At 73.4% G+C, this 16,721-nt stretch carries 18 protein-coding genes; 10 read left to right on the top strand and 8 right to left on the bottom strand.

Annotation, left to right across the window (positions count from 1 at the left end):
* Positions 1-67 precede the first annotated feature (67 nt).
* On the top strand, positions 68-2,449 hold the full coding sequence (locus Sru02f_RS16190) for a SpoIIE family protein phosphatase (protein WP_167469383.1): 2,382 nt from the start codon (positions 68-70) through the stop codon (positions 2,447-2,449).
* A gap of 130 nt (positions 2,450-2,579) precedes the next feature.
* Positions 2,580-3,245 (top strand): DUF4232 domain-containing protein, encoded by a 666-nt coding sequence (locus Sru02f_RS16185; RefSeq protein ID WP_109030725.1) that lies wholly within the window; start codon positions 2,580-2,582, stop codon positions 3,243-3,245.
* Positions 3,246-3,283: 38 nt separating this feature from the next.
* Here the strand turns inward: Sru02f_RS16185 and Sru02f_RS16180 are convergent, their stop codons facing one another.
* The 3 genes from Sru02f_RS16180 to Sru02f_RS16170 all read right to left on the bottom strand — a co-directional run bounded on the left by Sru02f_RS16180 (position 3,284) and on the right by Sru02f_RS16170 (position 5,335).
* Positions 3,284-4,252 (bottom strand): aldo/keto reductase, encoded by a 969-nt coding sequence (locus Sru02f_RS16180; RefSeq protein ID WP_109030724.1) that lies wholly within the window; start codon positions 4,250-4,252, stop codon positions 3,284-3,286.
* 78 nt (positions 4,253-4,330) lie between these two features.
* The gene (locus Sru02f_RS16175) at positions 4,331-4,888 is read right to left on the bottom strand and encodes a flavoprotein (protein ID WP_109030723.1); all 558 of its coding nucleotides are present in this window, start codon (positions 4,886-4,888) and stop codon (positions 4,331-4,333) included.
* A gap of 9 nt (positions 4,889-4,897) precedes the next feature.
* A complete protein-coding gene (locus tag Sru02f_RS16170; RefSeq protein ID WP_109030722.1) occupies positions 4,898-5,335 on the bottom strand; it encodes a nuclear transport factor 2 family protein in 438 nt (145 codons plus the stop codon).
* Positions 5,336-5,431: 96 nt separating this feature from the next.
* On the opposite strand from Sru02f_RS16170, the gene Sru02f_RS16165 reads away from it, so the two are divergent.
* Positions 5,432-6,010, top strand: a complete 579-nt coding sequence (locus tag Sru02f_RS16165) for a TetR/AcrR family transcriptional regulator (RefSeq protein ID WP_109030721.1) — start codon at positions 5,432-5,434, stop codon at positions 6,008-6,010.
* On the opposite strand, the gene Sru02f_RS16160 is transcribed toward Sru02f_RS16165, so the two are convergent.
* Together Sru02f_RS16160 and Sru02f_RS16155 are read right to left on the bottom strand one after the other, a co-directional pair.
* Positions 5,985-6,185: a ferredoxin gene (locus Sru02f_RS16160; protein ID WP_109030720.1), complete on the bottom strand. Its 201-nt coding sequence runs from the start codon at positions 6,183-6,185 to the stop codon at positions 5,985-5,987. The genes Sru02f_RS16165 and Sru02f_RS16160 overlap by 26 nt on opposite strands.
* A gap of 12 nt (positions 6,186-6,197) precedes the next feature.
* Positions 6,198-7,436: a cytochrome P450 gene (locus Sru02f_RS16155; protein ID WP_109030719.1), complete on the bottom strand. Its 1,239-nt coding sequence runs from the start codon at positions 7,434-7,436 to the stop codon at positions 6,198-6,200.
* Between the two features lie 308 nt (positions 7,437-7,744).
* Between Sru02f_RS16155 and Sru02f_RS16150 the strand changes: the two genes are divergently transcribed.
* Positions 7,745-8,194, top strand: coding sequence for a nitroreductase family deazaflavin-dependent oxidoreductase (locus Sru02f_RS16150; RefSeq protein WP_109031440.1), 450 nt, complete (start codon positions 7,745-7,747; stop codon positions 8,192-8,194).
* 64 nt (positions 8,195-8,258) lie between these two features.
* Here the strand turns inward: Sru02f_RS16150 and Sru02f_RS16145 are convergent, their stop codons facing one another.
* Positions 8,259-9,179 carry a cation diffusion facilitator family transporter gene (locus Sru02f_RS16145; protein ID WP_167469473.1) on the bottom strand — a complete coding sequence of 307 codons (921 nt, stop codon included), beginning with the start codon at positions 9,177-9,179 and terminating at the stop codon, positions 8,259-8,261.
* A gap of 257 nt (positions 9,180-9,436) precedes the next feature.
* Here Sru02f_RS16145 and Sru02f_RS16140 point away from each other — a divergent pair, with 257 nt between their 5' ends.
* Both Sru02f_RS16140 and Sru02f_RS16135 read left to right on the top strand, forming a co-directional pair.
* Positions 9,437-10,462, top strand: a complete 1,026-nt coding sequence (locus Sru02f_RS16140) for a glutathione S-transferase family protein (protein ID WP_109030717.1) — start codon at positions 9,437-9,439, stop codon at positions 10,460-10,462.
* 55 nt (positions 10,463-10,517) lie between these two features.
* The gene (locus Sru02f_RS16135) at positions 10,518-10,826 is read left to right on the top strand and encodes a DUF4235 domain-containing protein (protein ID WP_003978083.1); all 309 of its coding nucleotides are present in this window, start codon (positions 10,518-10,520) and stop codon (positions 10,824-10,826) included.
* A 20-nt stretch (positions 10,827-10,846) separates the two neighbouring features.
* Here the strand turns inward: Sru02f_RS16135 and Sru02f_RS16130 are convergent, their stop codons facing one another.
* Positions 10,847-11,242 (bottom strand): VOC family protein, encoded by a 396-nt coding sequence (locus Sru02f_RS16130; RefSeq protein WP_087804956.1) that lies wholly within the window; start codon positions 11,240-11,242, stop codon positions 10,847-10,849.
* Between the two features lie 193 nt (positions 11,243-11,435).
* Here Sru02f_RS16130 and Sru02f_RS16125 point away from each other — a divergent pair, with 193 nt between their 5' ends.
* On the top strand, positions 11,436-12,377 hold the full coding sequence (locus tag Sru02f_RS16125) for an NADP-dependent oxidoreductase (protein ID WP_109030715.1): 942 nt from the start codon (positions 11,436-11,438) through the stop codon (positions 12,375-12,377).
* Between the two features lie 186 nt (positions 12,378-12,563).
* Positions 12,564-12,950, top strand: a complete 387-nt coding sequence (locus Sru02f_RS16120; protein ID WP_164272696.1) for an anti-sigma factor antagonist — start codon at positions 12,564-12,566, stop codon at positions 12,948-12,950.
* Here the strand turns inward: Sru02f_RS16120 and Sru02f_RS16115 are convergent.
* Positions 12,916-13,869, bottom strand: a complete 954-nt coding sequence (locus Sru02f_RS16115) for a ribose-phosphate diphosphokinase (protein ID WP_109030713.1) — start codon at positions 13,867-13,869, stop codon at positions 12,916-12,918. The genes Sru02f_RS16120 and Sru02f_RS16115 overlap by 35 nt on opposite strands.
* A 201-nt stretch (positions 13,870-14,070) precedes the next feature.
* Here Sru02f_RS16115 and otr(A) point away from each other — a divergent pair, with 201 nt between their 5' ends.
* Both otr(A) and Sru02f_RS16105 read left to right on the top strand, forming a co-directional pair.
* Positions 14,071-16,002: a tetracycline resistance ribosomal protection protein Otr(A) gene (gene otr(A) / locus Sru02f_RS16110; protein WP_109030712.1), complete on the top strand. Its 1,932-nt coding sequence runs from the start codon at positions 14,071-14,073 to the stop codon at positions 16,000-16,002.
* Positions 16,003-16,019: 17 nt separating this feature from the next.
* Positions 16,020-16,703 (top strand): DUF4230 domain-containing protein, encoded by a 684-nt coding sequence (locus Sru02f_RS16105; protein WP_109030711.1) that lies wholly within the window; start codon positions 16,020-16,022, stop codon positions 16,701-16,703.
* The last annotated feature ends 18 nt before the right edge of the window (positions 16,704-16,721 follow it).

Genomic DNA, 16,721 nt, shown 5'->3' with positions numbered 1-16,721 from the left:
GAACCCACTAGGCTGGAAACAAGGTGACGCGCTGATCACCGTGAGTGTGCGCAATGGAGTGGCGACGATGAGTCCGGTCAACCCGTTCGACGATGCCGCCACGGCCCGCGCCGTCGTCGACGGCTCCGGCACCTTGCGGGAGTGGAACGAGGGCGCCCGCCTCCTGCTCGGCCACCCGGCCGCCGAGGTGGTGGGGCACCCCGCCGCCGACCTGCTCGCCGACGACCACGACGGCACGCCACCGGGACACGACGACGAACAGTGGAGCGGCACCCTGGCCCTGCGGCACCGCGACGGGCACACCGTGTCGGTGTGGGTGCTCGCGCACCGCAGACCCGCGGCGGACGGCGCCCCGCCCACGTGGCTCGCGGCCACCCCCCTGGAATCCGGCCCGGAGCCGGAGGACGACCCGCTGGTCAGAGCTGCCCTGACCCAGTCCCCCTGCGCCATGATGATCTTCGACGAGCGGCTCCTGCTGCGCGGGGTCAACGACGCCATGTCGCGGCTGCTGGGGCTCCCGCCCGACCGCGTGCGCGGGCTGCGGGCCACCGACTTCAGCGGCCGGCCGCAGAACGCGGAGCTGGAACGGCAGATGCGGCGCGTGCTGGCCACCGGCCGCCGGCACGACATGCAGGCCCGTCTCCGGGCCGTCGGCGAGAGCCGCGCCCACGCGTGGAACGCCCGTATCGCGCCACTCACCGACGCCGACGGCCGGGTGCTCGGCGTGTGTGTCAGCGCCCACGACTTCACGGAGCAGCACCGCGCCCGGGAGCGGCTGCAACTGGTCAACGAGGCCAGCGTGCGCATCGGCACCACCCTCGACGTCACCCGTACGGCCGAGGAGCTGGCGGACGTGTGCGTCCCGCCGCTGGCCGACTTCGTCAGCGTCGACCTGCTGGACCCGCACGAGCACGGCGGTGAGCCCGCCACCCTGGTGGAACCTCCGGTCGGGCTGCGCCGCACCGCGCACCGGTCGATCAGCGAGGGCCGCTCGCAGGCGGTGGCCGAGACCGGGCAGCTGGACGTCTATCCGGCCGGCTCCCCCCAGGCCGAGTGCCTGCTCTCGGGGCAGGTGATCGTGGCCTCGGAGGCCTACGGCGACCTGGAACGCTGGCTCCAGTGGGACCCGGCCCGGCTGCGGCGGGTGAAGGAGTACGGCATCCACTCCACGATGTCGGTGCCGCTTCAGGCCCGCGGCACCACCCTCGGCGTCGCGGTCTTCACCCGGTTCCGGCGTCCCGACCCGTTCACGCACGACGACGTGCTGCTGGCCGAGGAGGTCAGCGCCCGTGCCGCCGTCTGCATCGACAACGCCCGCCGCTACTCCCGCGAGCGCGAGGCCACGCTGACCCTCCAGCGCAGTCTGCTCCCCCGGTGGCTGCCGCCCACCGCCGCGGTGCAGGCGGCCTCCCGCTACCTTCCCGCGGCCCGCTCGGGCGTCGGCGGCGACTGGTTCGACGTCATTCCGCTGTCCGGGATGCGGGTCGCCATGGTCGTCGGGGACGTCGTCGGCCACGGCATCCCGGCCTCGGCCACGATGGGCCGGCTGCGCACCGCCGTGCGCACCCTCGCCGACATCGACCTGACACCCGAGGAGCTGCTCACCCACCTCGACGACCTGGTCGTCCGGCTGTCCGAGGAGTCGGGCGACGACCGGGCGGGCGAGGTCGGTGCGACGTGTCTGTACGTGGTGTACGACCCGGTGTCCCGGCGCTGCTCGATGGCCCGGGCCGGACACCCGGCGCCCGTGCTGGTCCCGCCGGACGGTCCGCCCGAGCAGGTGGAGCTGCCCTCCGGGCCACCGCTGGGCGTGGGCGGGCTCCCGTTCGAGTCGGCCGAGTTGGAGCTGCGCGAGGGCACCGTGCTGGCGCTGTACACCGACGGACTGGTCGAGAGCCGGGACCGGGACACCGACGCCGGCCAGGCGCTGCTGCGCGAGGCGCTGGCCGCCCCCGCCGACTCCCTGGACACCGCCTGCGACCGGGTGCTGCACCGCCTCCTCCCGTCGGGCAGTGCCGCCGACGACGTGGCGCTGCTGCTGGCCCGGACCCGGGGACTGCCCGCCGGGCAGGTCGCCACCTGGGACATCCCCGCCGACCCGGCGCTGGTGGCCCCGGTGCGCAAGCAGGTCCTCGACCAGCTCTCCGACTGGAACCTGCTGGAGGCGACCTTCACCGCCGAGCTGGTGGTGAGCGAGCTGGTCACCAACGCCATCCGGTACGGCTCCCCGCCGATCCGGCTCCGGCTGATCCACGACACCGCCACCCTGATCTGCGAGGTCTCCGACACCAGCCACACCGCGCCGCACCTGCGCCGGGCCAGGACCTGGGACGAGGGCGGGCGCGGTCTGCTCCTGGTGGCGCAGCTCACCCAGCGCTGGGGCAGCCGGCACACGGCCGAGGGCAAGACGATCTGGGCGGAGCTGGGGCTGCTCGACGACGAGGCGTGACCCCGTCGCCCCGATGCGGAGTGCGCCCCCTCGTTTCCCGGGCCGTACCGCGGGACACTCGCACTACGGGGGCCTGCGGTACCGGTCGCCCCGGGGCCGCGGGCGAGTCCGACGGGAGTGTGGAGAAACGATGACTGACACGTCCCGGCCGCTGCGCCGGACGGCCCTGCTCGCGAGCGGGGTCGCGCTGCTCGGCCTGTTGACCGCGTGCGGCACCGAGGGCGCCACGTCGAGCGGGACCCCGCGGCCCAGCGAGGCCGCCCGCACGGCCGGCGCGGACCCGGGCAGCGGCACCCCGACGGCCGGCGACACCTCACCGACGGTCGGCACCGCACCCACCGACACCGCGGGCTCGGCCTCCGCCTCGGCCCGCACCGACGGCCGCTGCCACACCGCCGAACTGCGGGCCACCGTCGGCCGCGTGGACCCGGGGGCCGGCCAGCGCAACTTCCCGGTCGTGCTGACCAACACCTCCGACCGCACCTGCACGGTGTACGGCTATCCGGGCGCCGCCTTCGTGGACGCGTCCGGCAAGCAGCTGGGCCCGGACCCCGAGCGCGCGCCGGGCTCCCCCGGGACGGTCACGCTGACGCCGGGCAAGAGCGCGTGGGCCGGGCTGTCCTTCTCCAGTCCGCAGATCAGCGGCGCGCGCACGGCCACCCCGGCGGCGCTGCTCGTCACCCCGCCGGACGAGCGGGAGCCCCTCAAGGTGACGTGGACGGCCGGCGAGGTCCCGGTCGGCGGCGACGAGTCGTCGGTGTCCGTCACCGCGCTGGAAGCGGGCACCGGCCCCTGAGCCACCGCACCGGTGGCCCGACGCCGCCGGTCCCCCGCTCAGTGACCGGCGATCGGGTGCGGCGCGTAGGGCCGCTCCAGCTCCTCGATCTCCTTGTCGCTCAGCGTGAGTTCGACCGCCGCCGCGGCGTCCTCGAGGTGGCCCGGCCGGGAGGCGCCGACGATCGGCGCGGTCACCGTGTCCTGGTGCAGCAGCCAGGCCAGGGCCACCCGGGCGCGCGGGACGCCGCGCTCCCCCGCGATGCGGGTGACCGCCTCCACCACGGCGCGGTCGCCCTCCTGGTACAGGGTGCTGCCGAAGTCGTCGGTGGCGCTGCGCCCGGTGGCGGTGTCCCAGTCGCGGGTGAGGCGGCCGCGGGCGAGCGGACTCCAGGGCAGCACGCCGACGCCCTGGTCCGCGCAGAGGGGCAGCATCTCGCGCTCCTCCTCGCGGTAGACCAGGTTGTAGTGGTTCTGCATGGACACGAACTTCGTCCAGCCGTGCCGCTCGGCGGTGTACTGCATCTTGGAGAACTGCCAGGCGTACATCGAACTGGCCCCGATGTAGCGGACCTTGCCCGCCTTGACCAGGTCGTGCAGCGCCTCCATCGTCTCCTCGACCGGGGTGTGCGGGTCGAAGCGGTGGATCTGGTAGAGGTCGACGTAGTCGGTGCCCAGGCGCCGCAGGCTGTGGTCGATCTCGGTCATGACCGCCTTGCGGGAGAGTCCGGCGCCGTTCGGTCCGGGCCGCATCCGGCCGTTCACCTTGGTCGCGAGCACGATGTCGTCGCGGCGGGCGAAGTCGGCCAGCGCCTTGCCGACGATCTCCTCGCTGGTGCCGTCGGAGTACACGTTGGCGGTGTCGAAGAAGGTGACGCCGGCCTCCAGCGCCTGCCGGATCAGCGGACGCGAGGCCGCCTCGTCGAGGGTCCACTGGTGCGTGCCGCGGTCGGGCACGCCGTAGGTCATGCAGCCCAGGCAGATCCGCGACACGTCCAGACCCGTCGAACCGAGCTTCACGTACTGCATCGTTGCTGCTCCTGTCGATCGCCGATCATCGCTACCAGGGCGAGCGTACGTCTTCGCGCGGGCCCGGCCCCGGCCGGGTCAGCGCCGTTGGACCAGGTCGAGGGCCCGTTCCCAGCCGAACTCCGGACGGCCGCCGCCCTGCGCCGCGTCCCCGGTGTTCCCGGCGTGCGGGTCGCCGAAGCGCACCCCCATCCCGCGCAGCCGGGCCAGGCTCTCCCGGTAGGCGGGGTGGGAGGCCAGCGCCTCGCCCACGCACGGCAGGACGGCGACGGGGACGCCGAGGCCGCTCGCCTCGCACAGGGTGGCCACGGCGAGCGTGTCGGCCAGGCCCGCGGCCCACTTGTTGATCGTGTTGAAGGTGGCGGGAGCGACCACGACGGCGTCGGGCGCCGGGAAGGGCCGCGGCTCGCCGGGGGTGCGCCAGGCCGAGCGGATCGGGCGACCGGTCCGCGCCTCGACGGCGTCCGTGTCGAAGAAGCCGCCCATGGCGACCGGTGTCGCTATGACCCCGACCTCCCAGCCGCGTCCCCGCGCCGCGTCGATCAGCCCGACCACGCCTTCGGCCACGCCCGCGGCGCAGACGACGACGTAGAGGAAAGGTCGTGCGGCCTCGCCGCTTCCAGCCCGATCGCTCATCCCGGAACCCTACTGGGCGGGCCTCGGGCCGAGGATGCGCCGGTCCTCCTCCTCGATGGGCACGTCGTTGATGCTCGCCTCGCGCCGGGTCATCAGGCCGTGCTCGTCGAACTCCCACAGCTCGTTGCCGTAGGAGCGCCACCACTGGCCGTCCGCGTCCTGGGACTCGTACTGGAAGCGGACGGCGATGCGGTTGCCGTCGAAGGCCCACAGGTCCTTGCGCAGCGCGTACCGCCGCTCGCGCTCCCACTTGGCGGTCAGGAACTCGACGATGGCGGCGCGGCCGGTGAAGAAGGCGTCGCGGTTGCGCCAGACCGAGTCCTCGGAGTAGGCGAGGGCGACCTTGTGCGGGTCGCGGGTGTTCCAGGCGTCCTCGGCGGCCCGCACCTTGCGTTCGGCGGTCTCCCGGGTGAACGGCGGCAAGGGCGGCCGGTCGGTCGTCGTCATGGCTCAACCTCCAGGGGCAGCAGTGGAGAACGAGCGTTCTCCACCGGACTGCTACCGTAGGAGAACGCACGTTCTCCGGTCAAGGAAGAGGTCCCCATGGACAGCGAGGTCGCCCGGGAGCGGGCGCTGGACGCGGCGGAGGAGCTCTTCTACGCGCGGGGCGTGCGGGCGGTGGGCATGGACGAGGTCCGCGGTGCCTCCGGCGTGTCGCTCAAGCGCCTCTACCAGCTCTTCCCGGCCAAGGAACAGCTCGTCGTGGCCTGTCTGGACCGGCGCGACGTGCGCTGGCGTGGACGGCTGGCCGAGTACGTCGGCCGGCACGAGGAGCCCGGCGCGCGCCTCCTGGCCGTCTTCGACTGGCTCGGCGGATGGTTCGCGGAGCCCGGTTTCCGCGGCTGTGCCTGGATCAACGCCTACGGCGAACTCGGCCCCGCCTCACCCGCCGTGGCGGAGCGGGTGCGGGCGCACAAGGCGGCGTTCCGCGCCTTCCTCGACGCTCTGGCGGCCGGCGCGGGGCTGCCCGCCGCGCTGGGCGGGCAGCTGTTCCTGCTGGCGGAGGGCGCCATGGTGACGGCGGGCGTGACGGGCGATGCCGAGCCCGCGCGTCAGGCACGGGAGGCGGCACGGGTGCTGCTGGGCGCGGCCGGGGTCAGCCGACCCGCTCCGAGACGGTGATCGCGCCGACGGGGCAGGCGCGGGCCGCCTCCCGGACCAGCGCGCTGCCGCCGCCGTCCTCCCGGCCGGGCCTGAGCGTGCTGTAGCCGTCGTCGTCCTGGGTGAAGACGCCGGGGGCGGTCAGGGCGCACTGGCCCGCGCCGATGCAGATGTCCTTGTCGATGTCGATACGCATGCCGGGAGCCTCCTACCAGGCCACGGGGAGTTCCAGCATCCCCTGGATCGTGTCGCCGGGCTTGAAGGGGATCTCGTCCGCCGGGGCGGCCAGGCGCAGCGTGGGCAGCCGGTCGAAGAGGCTCTCCAGGGCGATCTCCAGTTCGGCGCGGGCCAGGTTCTGACCGAGGCACTGGTGGATGCCGAACCCGAAGGCGACGTGGTGGCGGGCGGGGCGGTGCCAGTCGAGGGCGTCCGGTTCGGGGTAGACGCTCTCGTCGCGGTTGATGACGGAGGTGGAGAAGACGACCCCGTCGCCGGCCCGGATGGTCTGCCCGTCCACGTCGATGTCCTCGGTGGCCATCCGCAGCAGCCCGTCGGCGATCGACAGGACGCGCATCAGCTCCTCCACGGCGCCGGGCAGCAGCGCGGGATCCGCCCGCAGTTCGGCCAGCCGCCCGGGGTTGGTCAGGAGGGTGTAGGTGCCCAGCGAGATCATGTTGGCGGTGGTCTCGTGTCCCGCGACCAGCAGGATCACCGCGAAGGCGATCAGCTGCTCGCGGTCGGTCGCACCCTCGCTCGCCTGTCGCCGGACCAGGTCGTCCAGCAGGCCCTCGCCGGGCGACCGCCGCTTGCGGTCGACCAACTCCCCCAGGTACGCCTCCAGTCGGTCGCGGGCGTCCCTGGTGTCGGCGGGCAGCGGGCCGCGCAGCAGCCGGCGGGACTGTTCCTCGAAGAACTCGTGGTCGGCGTAGGGGACACCGAGCAGCGCGCAGATCACCATCGAGGGCACGGGCAGCGCGAAGGCCGTCACCAGGTCGGCGGGCGACCCCTGCGCGATCATCGCGTCGAGCCGTTCGCCGACGATCCGCCGGATGCTGGGGCGCAGTGCGGCGGCGCGTTTCAGGGTGAACTCCGGGAGCACCATCCTGCGCTGGGCGCGGTGCTCGGGGTCGTCCACGCCGAGCAGGGCGGTCCTGCGCTCGCGTACGGCGGCCAGGCGCGGCGACGTGGCGGGGAAGCCGTCGCGGGTGCGGTCGGTCGACAGGCGCTGGTCGGCCAGCAGCCGGCGCGCGGCGGCGTGCCCGGTCACCAGCCAGGCCGGGCGGCCGTCGAAGAGCGTGATCCGGGCCAGCGGACGCGCGGCGCGCAGCGGGTCGTAGGCGGCGGGCGGGTGGTAGGGACAGGTCCGGTCCTGGGGGAAGGCGACGGGGGGTGCCGGGTGGGTGTTCGTCGTCGTGTCGGTGTTCGTCGTCGTGTCGGTGTCCGTCATGGAAGACCTCGCAGACGAGGAGTGCGTCGGATCGATCTTCATTAGATGCCTGGGGCACCTATGGGGCGACGGCAAGTTCGGCCAGATCGGTGGCGGAGGCAGACTGGCCGGGGAACAACCCTCCGGAGGTGGTAGGACCCTCCCGTGCCGGTCTCCGCCGCGACGCGCGTGGCGCGATCGCGGCCTCCCGCGGCCCCGATCGCGCCCCGTGACTGGCCGAGCGGCACGGGTTCGGGGGCGGGAGGCGGTAAGGACTGGAACGCGCCGGTCCGCCGGCCTCACATCACGACGAACAGGGACGGATGCACATGCCTCTTGACGGCGAGTACGAACCCAGCCCGACGCAGTGGGTGCGCGATCAGGTCGAACGGTACGAGAGCTCGGGCGGCACCGAGGGCACGACGCTGATGGACACCGGTCTGCCCGTGATCGTGCTGACCACCCGGGGTGCGCGCAGCGGCAAGCTGCGCAAGACGCCGCTGATGCGCGTCGAGCACGAGGGCCGCTATGCCGTGGTCGCCTCCCTGGGCGGGGCGCCCAAGCACCCCGTCTGGTACTTCAACGTGAAGGCCGATCCCCGGGTGGAGCTCCAGGACGGTCCGGTGAAGCAGGACATGACGGCGCGTGAGGTCACCGGCGCGGAGAAGGCCCGGTGGTGGGAGCGCGCGGTCGCGGCGTATCCGTCGTACGCCGACTACCAGAAGAAGACGGAACGGGAGATCCCCGTCTTCGTCTTGGAGCCGTCCCACGCGGGCTGAACCGGGCGTGCGGGAGTTTCCCGGACCGGCGTGCATGGGCCGGGCGGTTTCGGGAACACGTCGTTCAGGCCCCGCCGCGTTCCCCCGTCGCGGCGGGGCTTTCCGCCGCCTCCCGCGCGGGCCGGTCCGTGACGTCGAGGAAGACCTGGTCCGCCTCGCTGACGGTGCGCGCGATCGACTTCTTGATGCGTACGGCGACCTCCTCCACCCGCTCGCTGTCCAGGCCCGGCACGAGATCGACGCGGGCCGCCACCAGGGTCGAGTCCAGGCCGGTCTTCATGGTGAACAGCGCCTCGACACTGTCGATCTCCGGCTGGGCGCGCAGCAGTGCCCGGATCCGGCCGCTGGCCTCCGGGTCGGCGGCCTCGCCGATCAGCTGGTCGCGGGCCTCGCGGCCCAGCCGGTAGGCCACGTAGACGAGCAGCGCGCCGATGGCGAGCGAGGCGCAGGCCTCCCACACCACCTGCCCGGTGACCATGTGCAGCGCCATGCCGGTCATGGCGAGGCAGACGCCGAGCACCGCGGTGCCGTCCTCGGCGACGACCGTGCGCAGCGCCGGGTCCCGCATCCCGTCGGCGAGCCCGCCCTGGCCCCGCACCTGGTGCAGGGCCCGCAGCAGGGAACCGCCCTCCGCGAGCAGGGCGACGCCCAGCACGATCAGTCCGGCCACGTAGCCGCCGAGTTTCTCGTCGGCGCCGGTGCGCAGGGCCTCGACGCCCTGGAAGAAGGAGAAGCACCCGCCCATGACGAAGATGCCGACGGCCGCGAGGAGCGACCAGAAGAACCGTTCCTTGCCGTAGCCGAAGGGGTGCCTGCGGTCGGCGGGGCGGCGGCTTCGGCGCAGGGCGGCGAGGAGGAAGATCTCGTTCATGCTGTCCGCGACGGAGTGTGCCGCCTCCGACAGCAGCGCGGGCGATCCCGCGACGAATCCGCCGACCGCCTTGGCGGCGGCGATCACCAGGTTGGCCGCCAGGGCCACCAGCACGGTGACGCGCGTCCTGCGGTCGGCCTTCCGGTCCGTCTTCTCTTCCCCACCTGTCCCACTCACGAAGCCCCGACTGCCCCGGCCGGCGCGGATCACACCCCGCCTTGCGGGTGGCCGCCAGTGCCGACCGGCGAAATCGGGGAACGCCTCTACAAGGGGCCGGTTCGAGGACGCGGGGCCGGTCGAGGAAACGAACGCACGGACCCACGGACCCACGGACTCGGACGGACTCGGACGGCGGGAAGGAAGGCAGGGGCATGAGCGGTGACGACGGGACGCCCGGGAACAGCGGCTACGGGAAGAAGGCGTTCAAACGGTCCCGGAGCCACTTCGCGGACCGGATCACGGCGGACGGCCGGGACGGCTGGCCGGTGGAGGCCGGCCGCTACCGCCTGGTGGTGAGCCGGGCCTGTCCGTGGGCGAGCCGGGCCCTGGTCTCCCGGCGACTGCTCGGTCTGGAGGACGCCCTGTCCCTGGCGGTCGCCGACCCGGTCCAGGACGACCGCAGCTGGCGGTTCACACTGGACCCGGACGGCCGCGACCCGGTCCTCGGCATCCGCTACCTCAGCGAGGCCTACGACCGGCGGGAGACCGGCTACCCGGGCGGGGTGAGCGTGCCGGCGATCGTGGACGTGCCCAGCGGGGCGCTCGTCACCAACGACTACCAGCAGATCACTCTCGATCTCGCGACCGAGTGGACCGCGCTGCACCGGCCGGGCGCGCCCGACCTGTACCCGCGGGCCCTGCGCGACGAGATCGACGAGGTGATGGCGGGCGTCTACGAGGACGTCAACAACGGTGTGTACCGGGCGGGCTTCGCCACCGGCCAGGAGGAGTACGAGGCGGCGTGCACCGGTGTGTTCCGGCGGCTGGAGCAGTTGACGCCCCGGCTGGAACGGCAGCGCTACCTGGTCGGGGACACGATCACGGAGGCGGACATCCGGCTGTTCACCACGCTGGTCCGCTTCGACGCCGTCTACCACGGCCACTTCAAGTGCAACCGCTGGAAGCTGACGGAGAACCCCGTGCTGTGGGCGTACGTCCGGGATCTGTTCCAGACGCCCGGATTCGGGGACACCGTCGACTTCGACCACATCAAGCGCCACTACTACCGGGTGCACACCGGCATCAACCCGACCGGCATCGTGCCCCTGGGCCCGGACCTGGCCGGCTGGCTCACGCCCCACCACCGGCAGGAGCTGGGCGGGCGGCCGTTCGGCGAGGGCACCCCGCCGGGGCCGGCCCGGGCCGAGGAGGAGGTGCCGGCGCGGGGCAGGCCCTGATCCGGGATCCGAGATCGGTACGACCATTCAGCGCACACCAGGCAAGGAGATTCCCATGGCGAAGACGGCGAAGAAAAAGAAGAAGAAGCTCCCCCTCGCCTACAAGCCCGTCGGGTTCGCACTCGGCTGGCTGGGCGGCACGCTGGCCGGAATGACCTTCCAGAAGACCTGGAAGGTGATCCGTCACGAGGACGACGCGCCCGACGCCCTCGACCCGGACCGCGGCTGGGGCGAGATCCTGCTGGCCGCCGCGATCCAGGGCGCCATCTTCGCCGCGGTGCGCAGCGCCGTGGACCGTACGGGCGCCAAGGCCATCGAACGCTCGACCGGTTCCTGGCCGGTCCCCGCGAAGGGCCGGGACTGACCCGCACCGCCCGGCAGCGTCTAGCCCTGCTTGGGTGCCGTCGGGGCGAGGGCCCGGCGGAGGGTGAAGGAGTGGCCGGCCGGGTCGGAGAAACCGCGCTCCTCGTGCGGGCCGGCCGGGTCCTTCGCCTCCACCGGGCGTCCGCCGAGCCCCACGATCGCGCGCTCCGCCTCGTCCAGGTCCGCCACCACGAAGTCCAGGTGGACCTGGAGGGAGTTCTCCGGGCGCGGCCAGCTGGGCGGGGTGGCGTTCACGTCCCGCCGGAAGGCCATGCGGAAGCCGCGGGGTCCCTCGATCTCGATCCGGTTGGCGCTCACGTCGCTCTCCTCCGCGCCCAGCAGCCCCTTGTAGAACTCGGCGAGCCGCTCGGGTTCGGCGCAGTCGAGCACCACGACGCCCGCGTTGACCAGTGCCATGTCTCCTCCGAAGGATTCCGGGCGCGGGCGTCCTGCCCCCTGCCCTGTACCTTGCGGATATCCCGGCCGGGCGGAAACAGTCGGCGGACGGCCCCCGGCCGGTACGGTCACGGACCGCGCCACCCGTGCCGTCCCGTCCCCTTTCCTCCCTCCGCTCCCTCCCCTCTCCCCCCTCCCGAGTTGCGAGGTCTCGATGAACACCATGCGCGCCATCGGACAGGACGTCCTCGGCGGTCCCGAGGTCCTGAAGGAAGTACGGCGCGAACGCCCCGAGCCGCGCCCGAACGAGGTGCTGGTACGGGTGCGTGCCGCCGGGGTGAACCCGACCGACTGGAAGCACCGGGCGACCGGCGGCTTCCTCGGCGAACCGCCCTTCGTACTGGGCTGGGACGTGTCGGGCGTGGTGGAGTCGGTGGGGATCGGCGTCGCCGCGTTCCGGCCCGGTGACGAGGTCTTCGGCATGCTGTCCTATCCGTTCGGCCACGGTTCCCACGCCGAGTACGTCACCGCCCCGGCGCGCACCTTCACGCGCAAGCCGTCCGGGATCGACCACGTCCAGGCGGGAGCCCTGCCCCTGGTCTCGCTGACGGCGTGGCAGGCCCTGGTGGAGCGCGCGGAGGTGCAGCCGGGGCAGCGGGTGCTCGTCCACGCGGCGGCCGGCGGTGTGGGCCATGTGGCGGTGCAGATCGCCAAGGCTCGGGGCGCCCGGGTGATCGGCACGGCCAGCGCCGCCAAGCACGAGTTCCTCCGCTCCCTGGGGGCGGACGAGACCGTGGACTACCGGGAGACGGATTTCGCCGAGGCCGTGAAGGACGTCGACGTCGTCCTGGACACGATCGGCGGCGACACGTCACTGCGGTCCCTGCGGGTGCTGCGGCCGGGCGGGGTGGTGGTCTCGATCCTGCCGGTCGGGTCGGACGACTTCTACGAGGAGGCCGGCCGGCTGGGTGTGCGGGCGGTGCGGATGCTGGTCGACGCCGACCGGGCCGGTATGGAGGAGATCGCCCGCCTGGTCGGGGCGGGGCGGTTGCGCGCCACGATCGCGCAGACGTTTCCGCTGGCCGAGGCGGCGCGGGCGCACGCGCTGGGCGAGACCGGCCGCACCACGGGCAAGCTCGTCCTCGAGGTCGACTGAGCGGTCGGCGGAAGGGCGGTCGTCCCCCTGACCGGCGGACGATCGGGCACGGCTCTGAGATTTCGGTGACATATGTCAATCGAACATGCTCAAACTCGCTCGATCGGGGTAACTTTCCGAGCGGACTGGGTAGTTGAGCCCCCGGAAGCAGGCCGGAAAGGCCGCGACAGGCTGGAGGCAAGGTTCGTGCGGCAGGAATCCGCGTCGCCCACCCGGCACCTACGCGTGCGCCACCACCGGGGACACACGGTGCTGGAGTTCCGGGGCGAGATCGACATCGCCTCGGCGGCGGAGATCGCCCCCTACCTGGACCGGGAGACCGGCAGTCCCGGTGCCCGGGTCGTCCTGGACCTCGGCGGCGTCGAGTTCTTCGACTGCTCCGGGCTGCGCCTGCTGTACCGGGCCCGCAGCCAGGTGCTCGACGGGGGCGGGCAGGTGCACCTGGTGTGCACCCACGCGCTGACCCTGCGGATGCTGCGGATCACCGGCCTGGCGCGGCTGCTGCCGCCGTGGCCGACCCTGGACGAGGCCCTCGGCGTCAGCCGGCCGGCCGGGCGTCGAACAGGGCGCTGACCGACTCGCCGTTGTGGATGCGGCGCACCGCCTCGGCGAGCGCCGGGGCGATGGACAGGATCCGCAGCTTGTCCGTGTGGTCGTCCGCCGGCACCGGCACGGTGTTGGTGCACACGATCTCCAGCACGTCCGGCTGCTCGCTGAGGCGGCCCAGCGCACCGGCCGCGAACAGCCCGTGCGTACAGGCGAGGCGGATGGTGCGCGGGCCCGACTCCCGGAGCCGGTCGAGGAGTTCCAGAACCGTGCTGCCCTTGGCGATCTCGTCGTCGAGCACGATGACGTCCCGGCCCGCGACGTCCCCGATCACCGAGCTGATGCTGACCCGGTCGTCGGCGTACCGCTGCTTCGCGCCGGCCGCCACCCGGGCGCCGAGCATCCGGGCGAACGCCGCGGCCTCCTTGGCGTTGCCCAGGTCCGGCGAGACGACGGTCGCCCGGGAGAGGTCGTACTGCCGGAAGTGCGCGGCCAGTTCCCGCAGCGCGTGCAGGTGGTCGACCGGGACGGAGAAGAAGCCGTGCACCTGGGGCGAGTGCAGGGTCATGGCGAGGACCCGGCTCGCCCCCGCCGCCACCAGCAGGTCGGCGACCAGGCGCCCGCCCAGCGAGATGCGCGGGGCGTCCTTCTTGTCGGAGCGGGCGTAGGAGTAGTGCGGCATGACCACCGTGATGCGGCCGGCCGACGCCCCGCGGGCCGCGTCGCACATCATCAGCAGCTCGACGAGGTGCTCCTGGACCGGTGTGACCAGCGGCTGGACGAGGAACACGTCCCGCTCGCGGCAGTTGGCCATCAGCTGCACCTCGAGGCAGTCGTTGGCGAACCGGCTGACCCGGGTGGGGCTGAGCGGCACGCCCAGCTGTGCGCAGACCTCCTCGGCCAGGTCGGGGTGGGCACTACCGCTGAACACGGCGATGTCTCGCACGGACCGCTCCTCGCGTGATCCTGTCCGGCCGGGATCCCCAGCTTACGGAAATCCTGTTGCGCCGCGCCCCGGACCCCGGGCCATGATGGCGCCGTCCGAACTCCCACCGCCCTCCTCACGTCAGGATCCCCCGCATGCGCCGACTCCTCGGATTCCCCCAGCGCCCCTTCCGGCCCACGGCTCCCGAGGACTCCTCCACGCATGCGCACCCTGAACATCGGCATTCTGGCCCACGTCGACGCGGGTAAGACCAGCCTCACCGAACGGCTCCTGTTCGACCACGGCGCCGTCGACCGGCTCGGCAGCGTCGACGCCGGCGACACCCGTACGGACGACGGCGGCATCGAGCGCCGCCGCGGCATCACCATCCGCTCCGCCGTCGCCGCCTTCACCGTCGGCGACACGCGCGTCAACCTGATCGACACCCCCGGACACTCCGACTTCGTCGCGGAGGTCGAGCGGGCCCTGGAGGTGCTCGACGGCGCGGTGCTGCTGCTGTCCGCCGTCGAGGGCGTGCAGGCCCGGACCCGCGTCCTGATGCGCGCGCTGCGGCGGCTGCGGCTGCCCACGCTCGTGTTCGTCAACAAGATCGACCGGGCCGGCGCGCGCACCGACGGCCTGCTCGGTGACGTCCGGCGCCTGCTGACGCCGCACGTCGCGCCGCTGACCGAGGTGACGGACGCCGGTACCCCGCGCGCCCGGGTCGCCCGCCGCCCGCCGGACGGGCGGACCGCGGAGGCGCTCGCCGAGGTCGACACGGGGATCCTGGCCGCACTGGTCGACGGCCCCGAACCGACCGGGCAGGACGTGGCCCGCGCCCTCGCCGCCCGTACCGCCGACGGCTCGTTCCACCCGCTGTACCACGGCTCGGCGCTCGGCGGACAGGGCGTCGCGGAGCTGGTCGAGGGCCTGCTCGGCCTGGTCCCGGCCACCACGCCGGACACGTCCGGCAGCACGTCCGGCGGCACATCTGGCGGCACGGAACCGCACGGCACGGTCTTCGCCGTGCGCCCCGGACCCGCCGGCGAGCGCACCGCGTACCTCAGGCTGTACGGCGGCGAGGTGCACCCGCGCCGGCGGCTCACCTTCCTGCGGCGCGAGGCCGACGGGCGGACCACCGAGGTCTCCGGCCGGGTGACCCGCCTCGACGTCGTCGGCGGCGACGCCACGCTCACCGCCGGGAACATCGCCGCGCTCACCGTCCCCGGGGGCCTGCGCGTCGGCGACCGGCTCGGCGGACCGACCGACCGCGCACCGCAGTTCGCGCCACCGACCCTGCAGACGCTGGTCCGGGCCCGGTACCCGGAGCAGGCGGCGCCGCTGCGCTCCGCCCTGCTGGCGCTGGCCGACCAGGATCCGCTGCTGCACGCCCGTCCGGCGGCGTCCGGCGCCACCGCCCTGCTCCTGTACGGCGAGGTCCAGATGGAGGTGCTCGCGGCGACACTGGCCGAGGACTTCGGGATCGAGGCGGAGTTCACGCCGGGCCGCGTCCGGTTCCTGGAGCGTCCGGCGGGCACCGGTGAGGCCGCGGAGGAGATGCCGTGGCTCGACCACACCCGGTACTTCGCGACGATCGGGCTGCGCGTCGAACCCGGTCCGCGCGGCTCCGGCGGGGCCTTCGGGTACGAGACGGAGCTCGGCGCGCTCCCCCGGGCCTTCCACCAGGCCGTCGAGGAGACCGTCCACGCCACGCTGATGACCGGGCTCACCGGGGCGGCGGTCACCGACTACCGGGTCACGCTGGTCCGCTCCGGCTTCAGCTCGCCGCTCAGCACGGCCGCCGACTTCCGCGGGCTGACACCGCTCGTGCTGCGCCGTGCCCTCGCCCGGGCTGGGACCGTGCTCCACGAGCCGTACCAGGCCTTCGAGGCGGAGGTCCCGGCGGACACGCTGGCCGCCGTGACCGCCCTGCTGGCCTCGCTGGGCGCGGACTTCACCGGAACGACGGGGGGCGACCCGGCCTGGATCGTCACCGGCGAGCTGCCGGCCCGGCGGGTGCGGGAGGCCGAGCTGCGGCTGCCGGGACTGACGCGCGGGGAGGCGGTCTGGTCCTCCCGCCCCTGCGGGGACCGGCCGCTGAAGCCCGGAAACTCTGGGCCTGGCAAGGGAGTTGGCGGGCATTCGGGTGAGTAGGAAGGAGGGCCGTCGCCATGACGACTCCCGTCAGGAAGCCCACGAGCCCCGTCGAGACGCCCGCACGGCGCATGCCCGGCTGGGCGAAGGCGCTGACCGCGCTGGTGCTGGTGCTCGTCGTGCTGTTCGCGGGGCTGCGCCTGAGTGTCGTACCGGGGCTGAAGGACCTGTTCGGCTCCGAGACCCGGGACCGTTCGGGTCCCGCCCTGCTGAAGTCCGTCCAGGACATCAGCCGGTACGACGCCGCATCCGGCAACTTCCAGGTCGTCGTGGACCTGGAGAAGGACACCAAGTTCCTGCCCGACGCGATCCGCGGCACCCGCACGCTGTACGTCGGGGCCGGCACCGTCGACGCCTTCGTCGACCTCGGCAAGGTGGGCGAGGAGGACGTGACGGTCGACGACGCGCGGACCTCGGCCACGCTCCGGCTGCCGCACGCCGCGCTGGGCGAACCGGCGCTCGACCCCGACCGTTCCTACGCGGTCTCCAAGCAGCGCGGGCTGCTCGACCGGCTCGGCGACCTGTTCTCGGACAACCCGAACGGCGAGCAGGCCGTGCAGAAGCTCGCCGCCCGGCACATCGGCGACGCGGCGAAGGACAGCGAGCTGAAGGCGCGGGCCGAGAGCAACACCACCGCCATGCTCCGGGGGCTGCTGACCTCCCTCGGCTTCGAGGAGGTACGGGTGACGTACGGGACCTAGGAGGCGTCGGCCCGGGGT

This window comes from Streptomyces rubrogriseus (assembly GCF_027947575.1).
GTDB classification, from domain to species: Bacteria; Actinomycetota; Actinomycetes; order Streptomycetales; family Streptomycetaceae; genus Streptomyces; species Streptomyces rubrogriseus.
The sequence above is the reverse complement of the archived record's forward strand: the minus strand, read 5'-3'. Positions and strand labels throughout refer to the sequence as shown.

Bases quoted from the DNA above. Each gene is read 5' to 3' on its own strand.
- Sru02f_RS16190 (WP_167469383.1), top strand. From the start codon at position 68: ATGAGTCCGGTCAACCCGTTCGACGATGCCGCCACGGCCCGCGCCGTC.
- Sru02f_RS16185 (WP_109030725.1), top strand. From the start codon at position 2,580: ATGACTGACACGTCCCGGCCGCTGCGCCGGACGGCCCTGCTCGCGAGC.
- Sru02f_RS16180 (WP_109030724.1), bottom strand. From the start codon at position 4,252: ATGCAGTACGTGAAGCTCGGTTCGACGGGTCTGGACGTGTCGCGGATC.
- Sru02f_RS16175 (WP_109030723.1), bottom strand. From the start codon at position 4,888: ATGAGCGATCGGGCTGGAAGCGGCGAGGCCGCACGACCTTTCCTCTAC.
- Sru02f_RS16170 (WP_109030722.1), bottom strand. From the start codon at position 5,335: ATGACGACGACCGACCGGCCGCCCTTGCCGCCGTTCACCCGGGAGACC.
- Sru02f_RS16165 (WP_109030721.1), top strand. From the start codon at position 5,432: ATGGACAGCGAGGTCGCCCGGGAGCGGGCGCTGGACGCGGCGGAGGAG.
- Sru02f_RS16160 (WP_109030720.1), bottom strand. From the start codon at position 6,185: ATGCGTATCGACATCGACAAGGACATCTGCATCGGCGCGGGCCAGTGC.
- Sru02f_RS16155 (WP_109030719.1), bottom strand. From the start codon at position 7,436: ATGACGGACACCGACACGACGACGAACACCGACACGACGACGAACACC.
- Sru02f_RS16150 (WP_109031440.1), top strand. From the start codon at position 7,745: ATGCCTCTTGACGGCGAGTACGAACCCAGCCCGACGCAGTGGGTGCGC.
- Sru02f_RS16140 (WP_109030717.1), top strand. From the start codon at position 9,437: ATGAGCGGTGACGACGGGACGCCCGGGAACAGCGGCTACGGGAAGAAG.
- Sru02f_RS16135 (WP_003978083.1), top strand. From the start codon at position 10,518: ATGGCGAAGACGGCGAAGAAAAAGAAGAAGAAGCTCCCCCTCGCCTAC.
- Sru02f_RS16130 (WP_087804956.1), bottom strand. From the start codon at position 11,242: ATGGCACTGGTCAACGCGGGCGTCGTGGTGCTCGACTGCGCCGAACCC.
- Sru02f_RS16125 (WP_109030715.1), top strand. From the start codon at position 11,436: ATGAACACCATGCGCGCCATCGGACAGGACGTCCTCGGCGGTCCCGAG.
- Sru02f_RS16105 (WP_109030711.1), top strand. From the start codon at position 16,020: ATGACGACTCCCGTCAGGAAGCCCACGAGCCCCGTCGAGACGCCCGCA.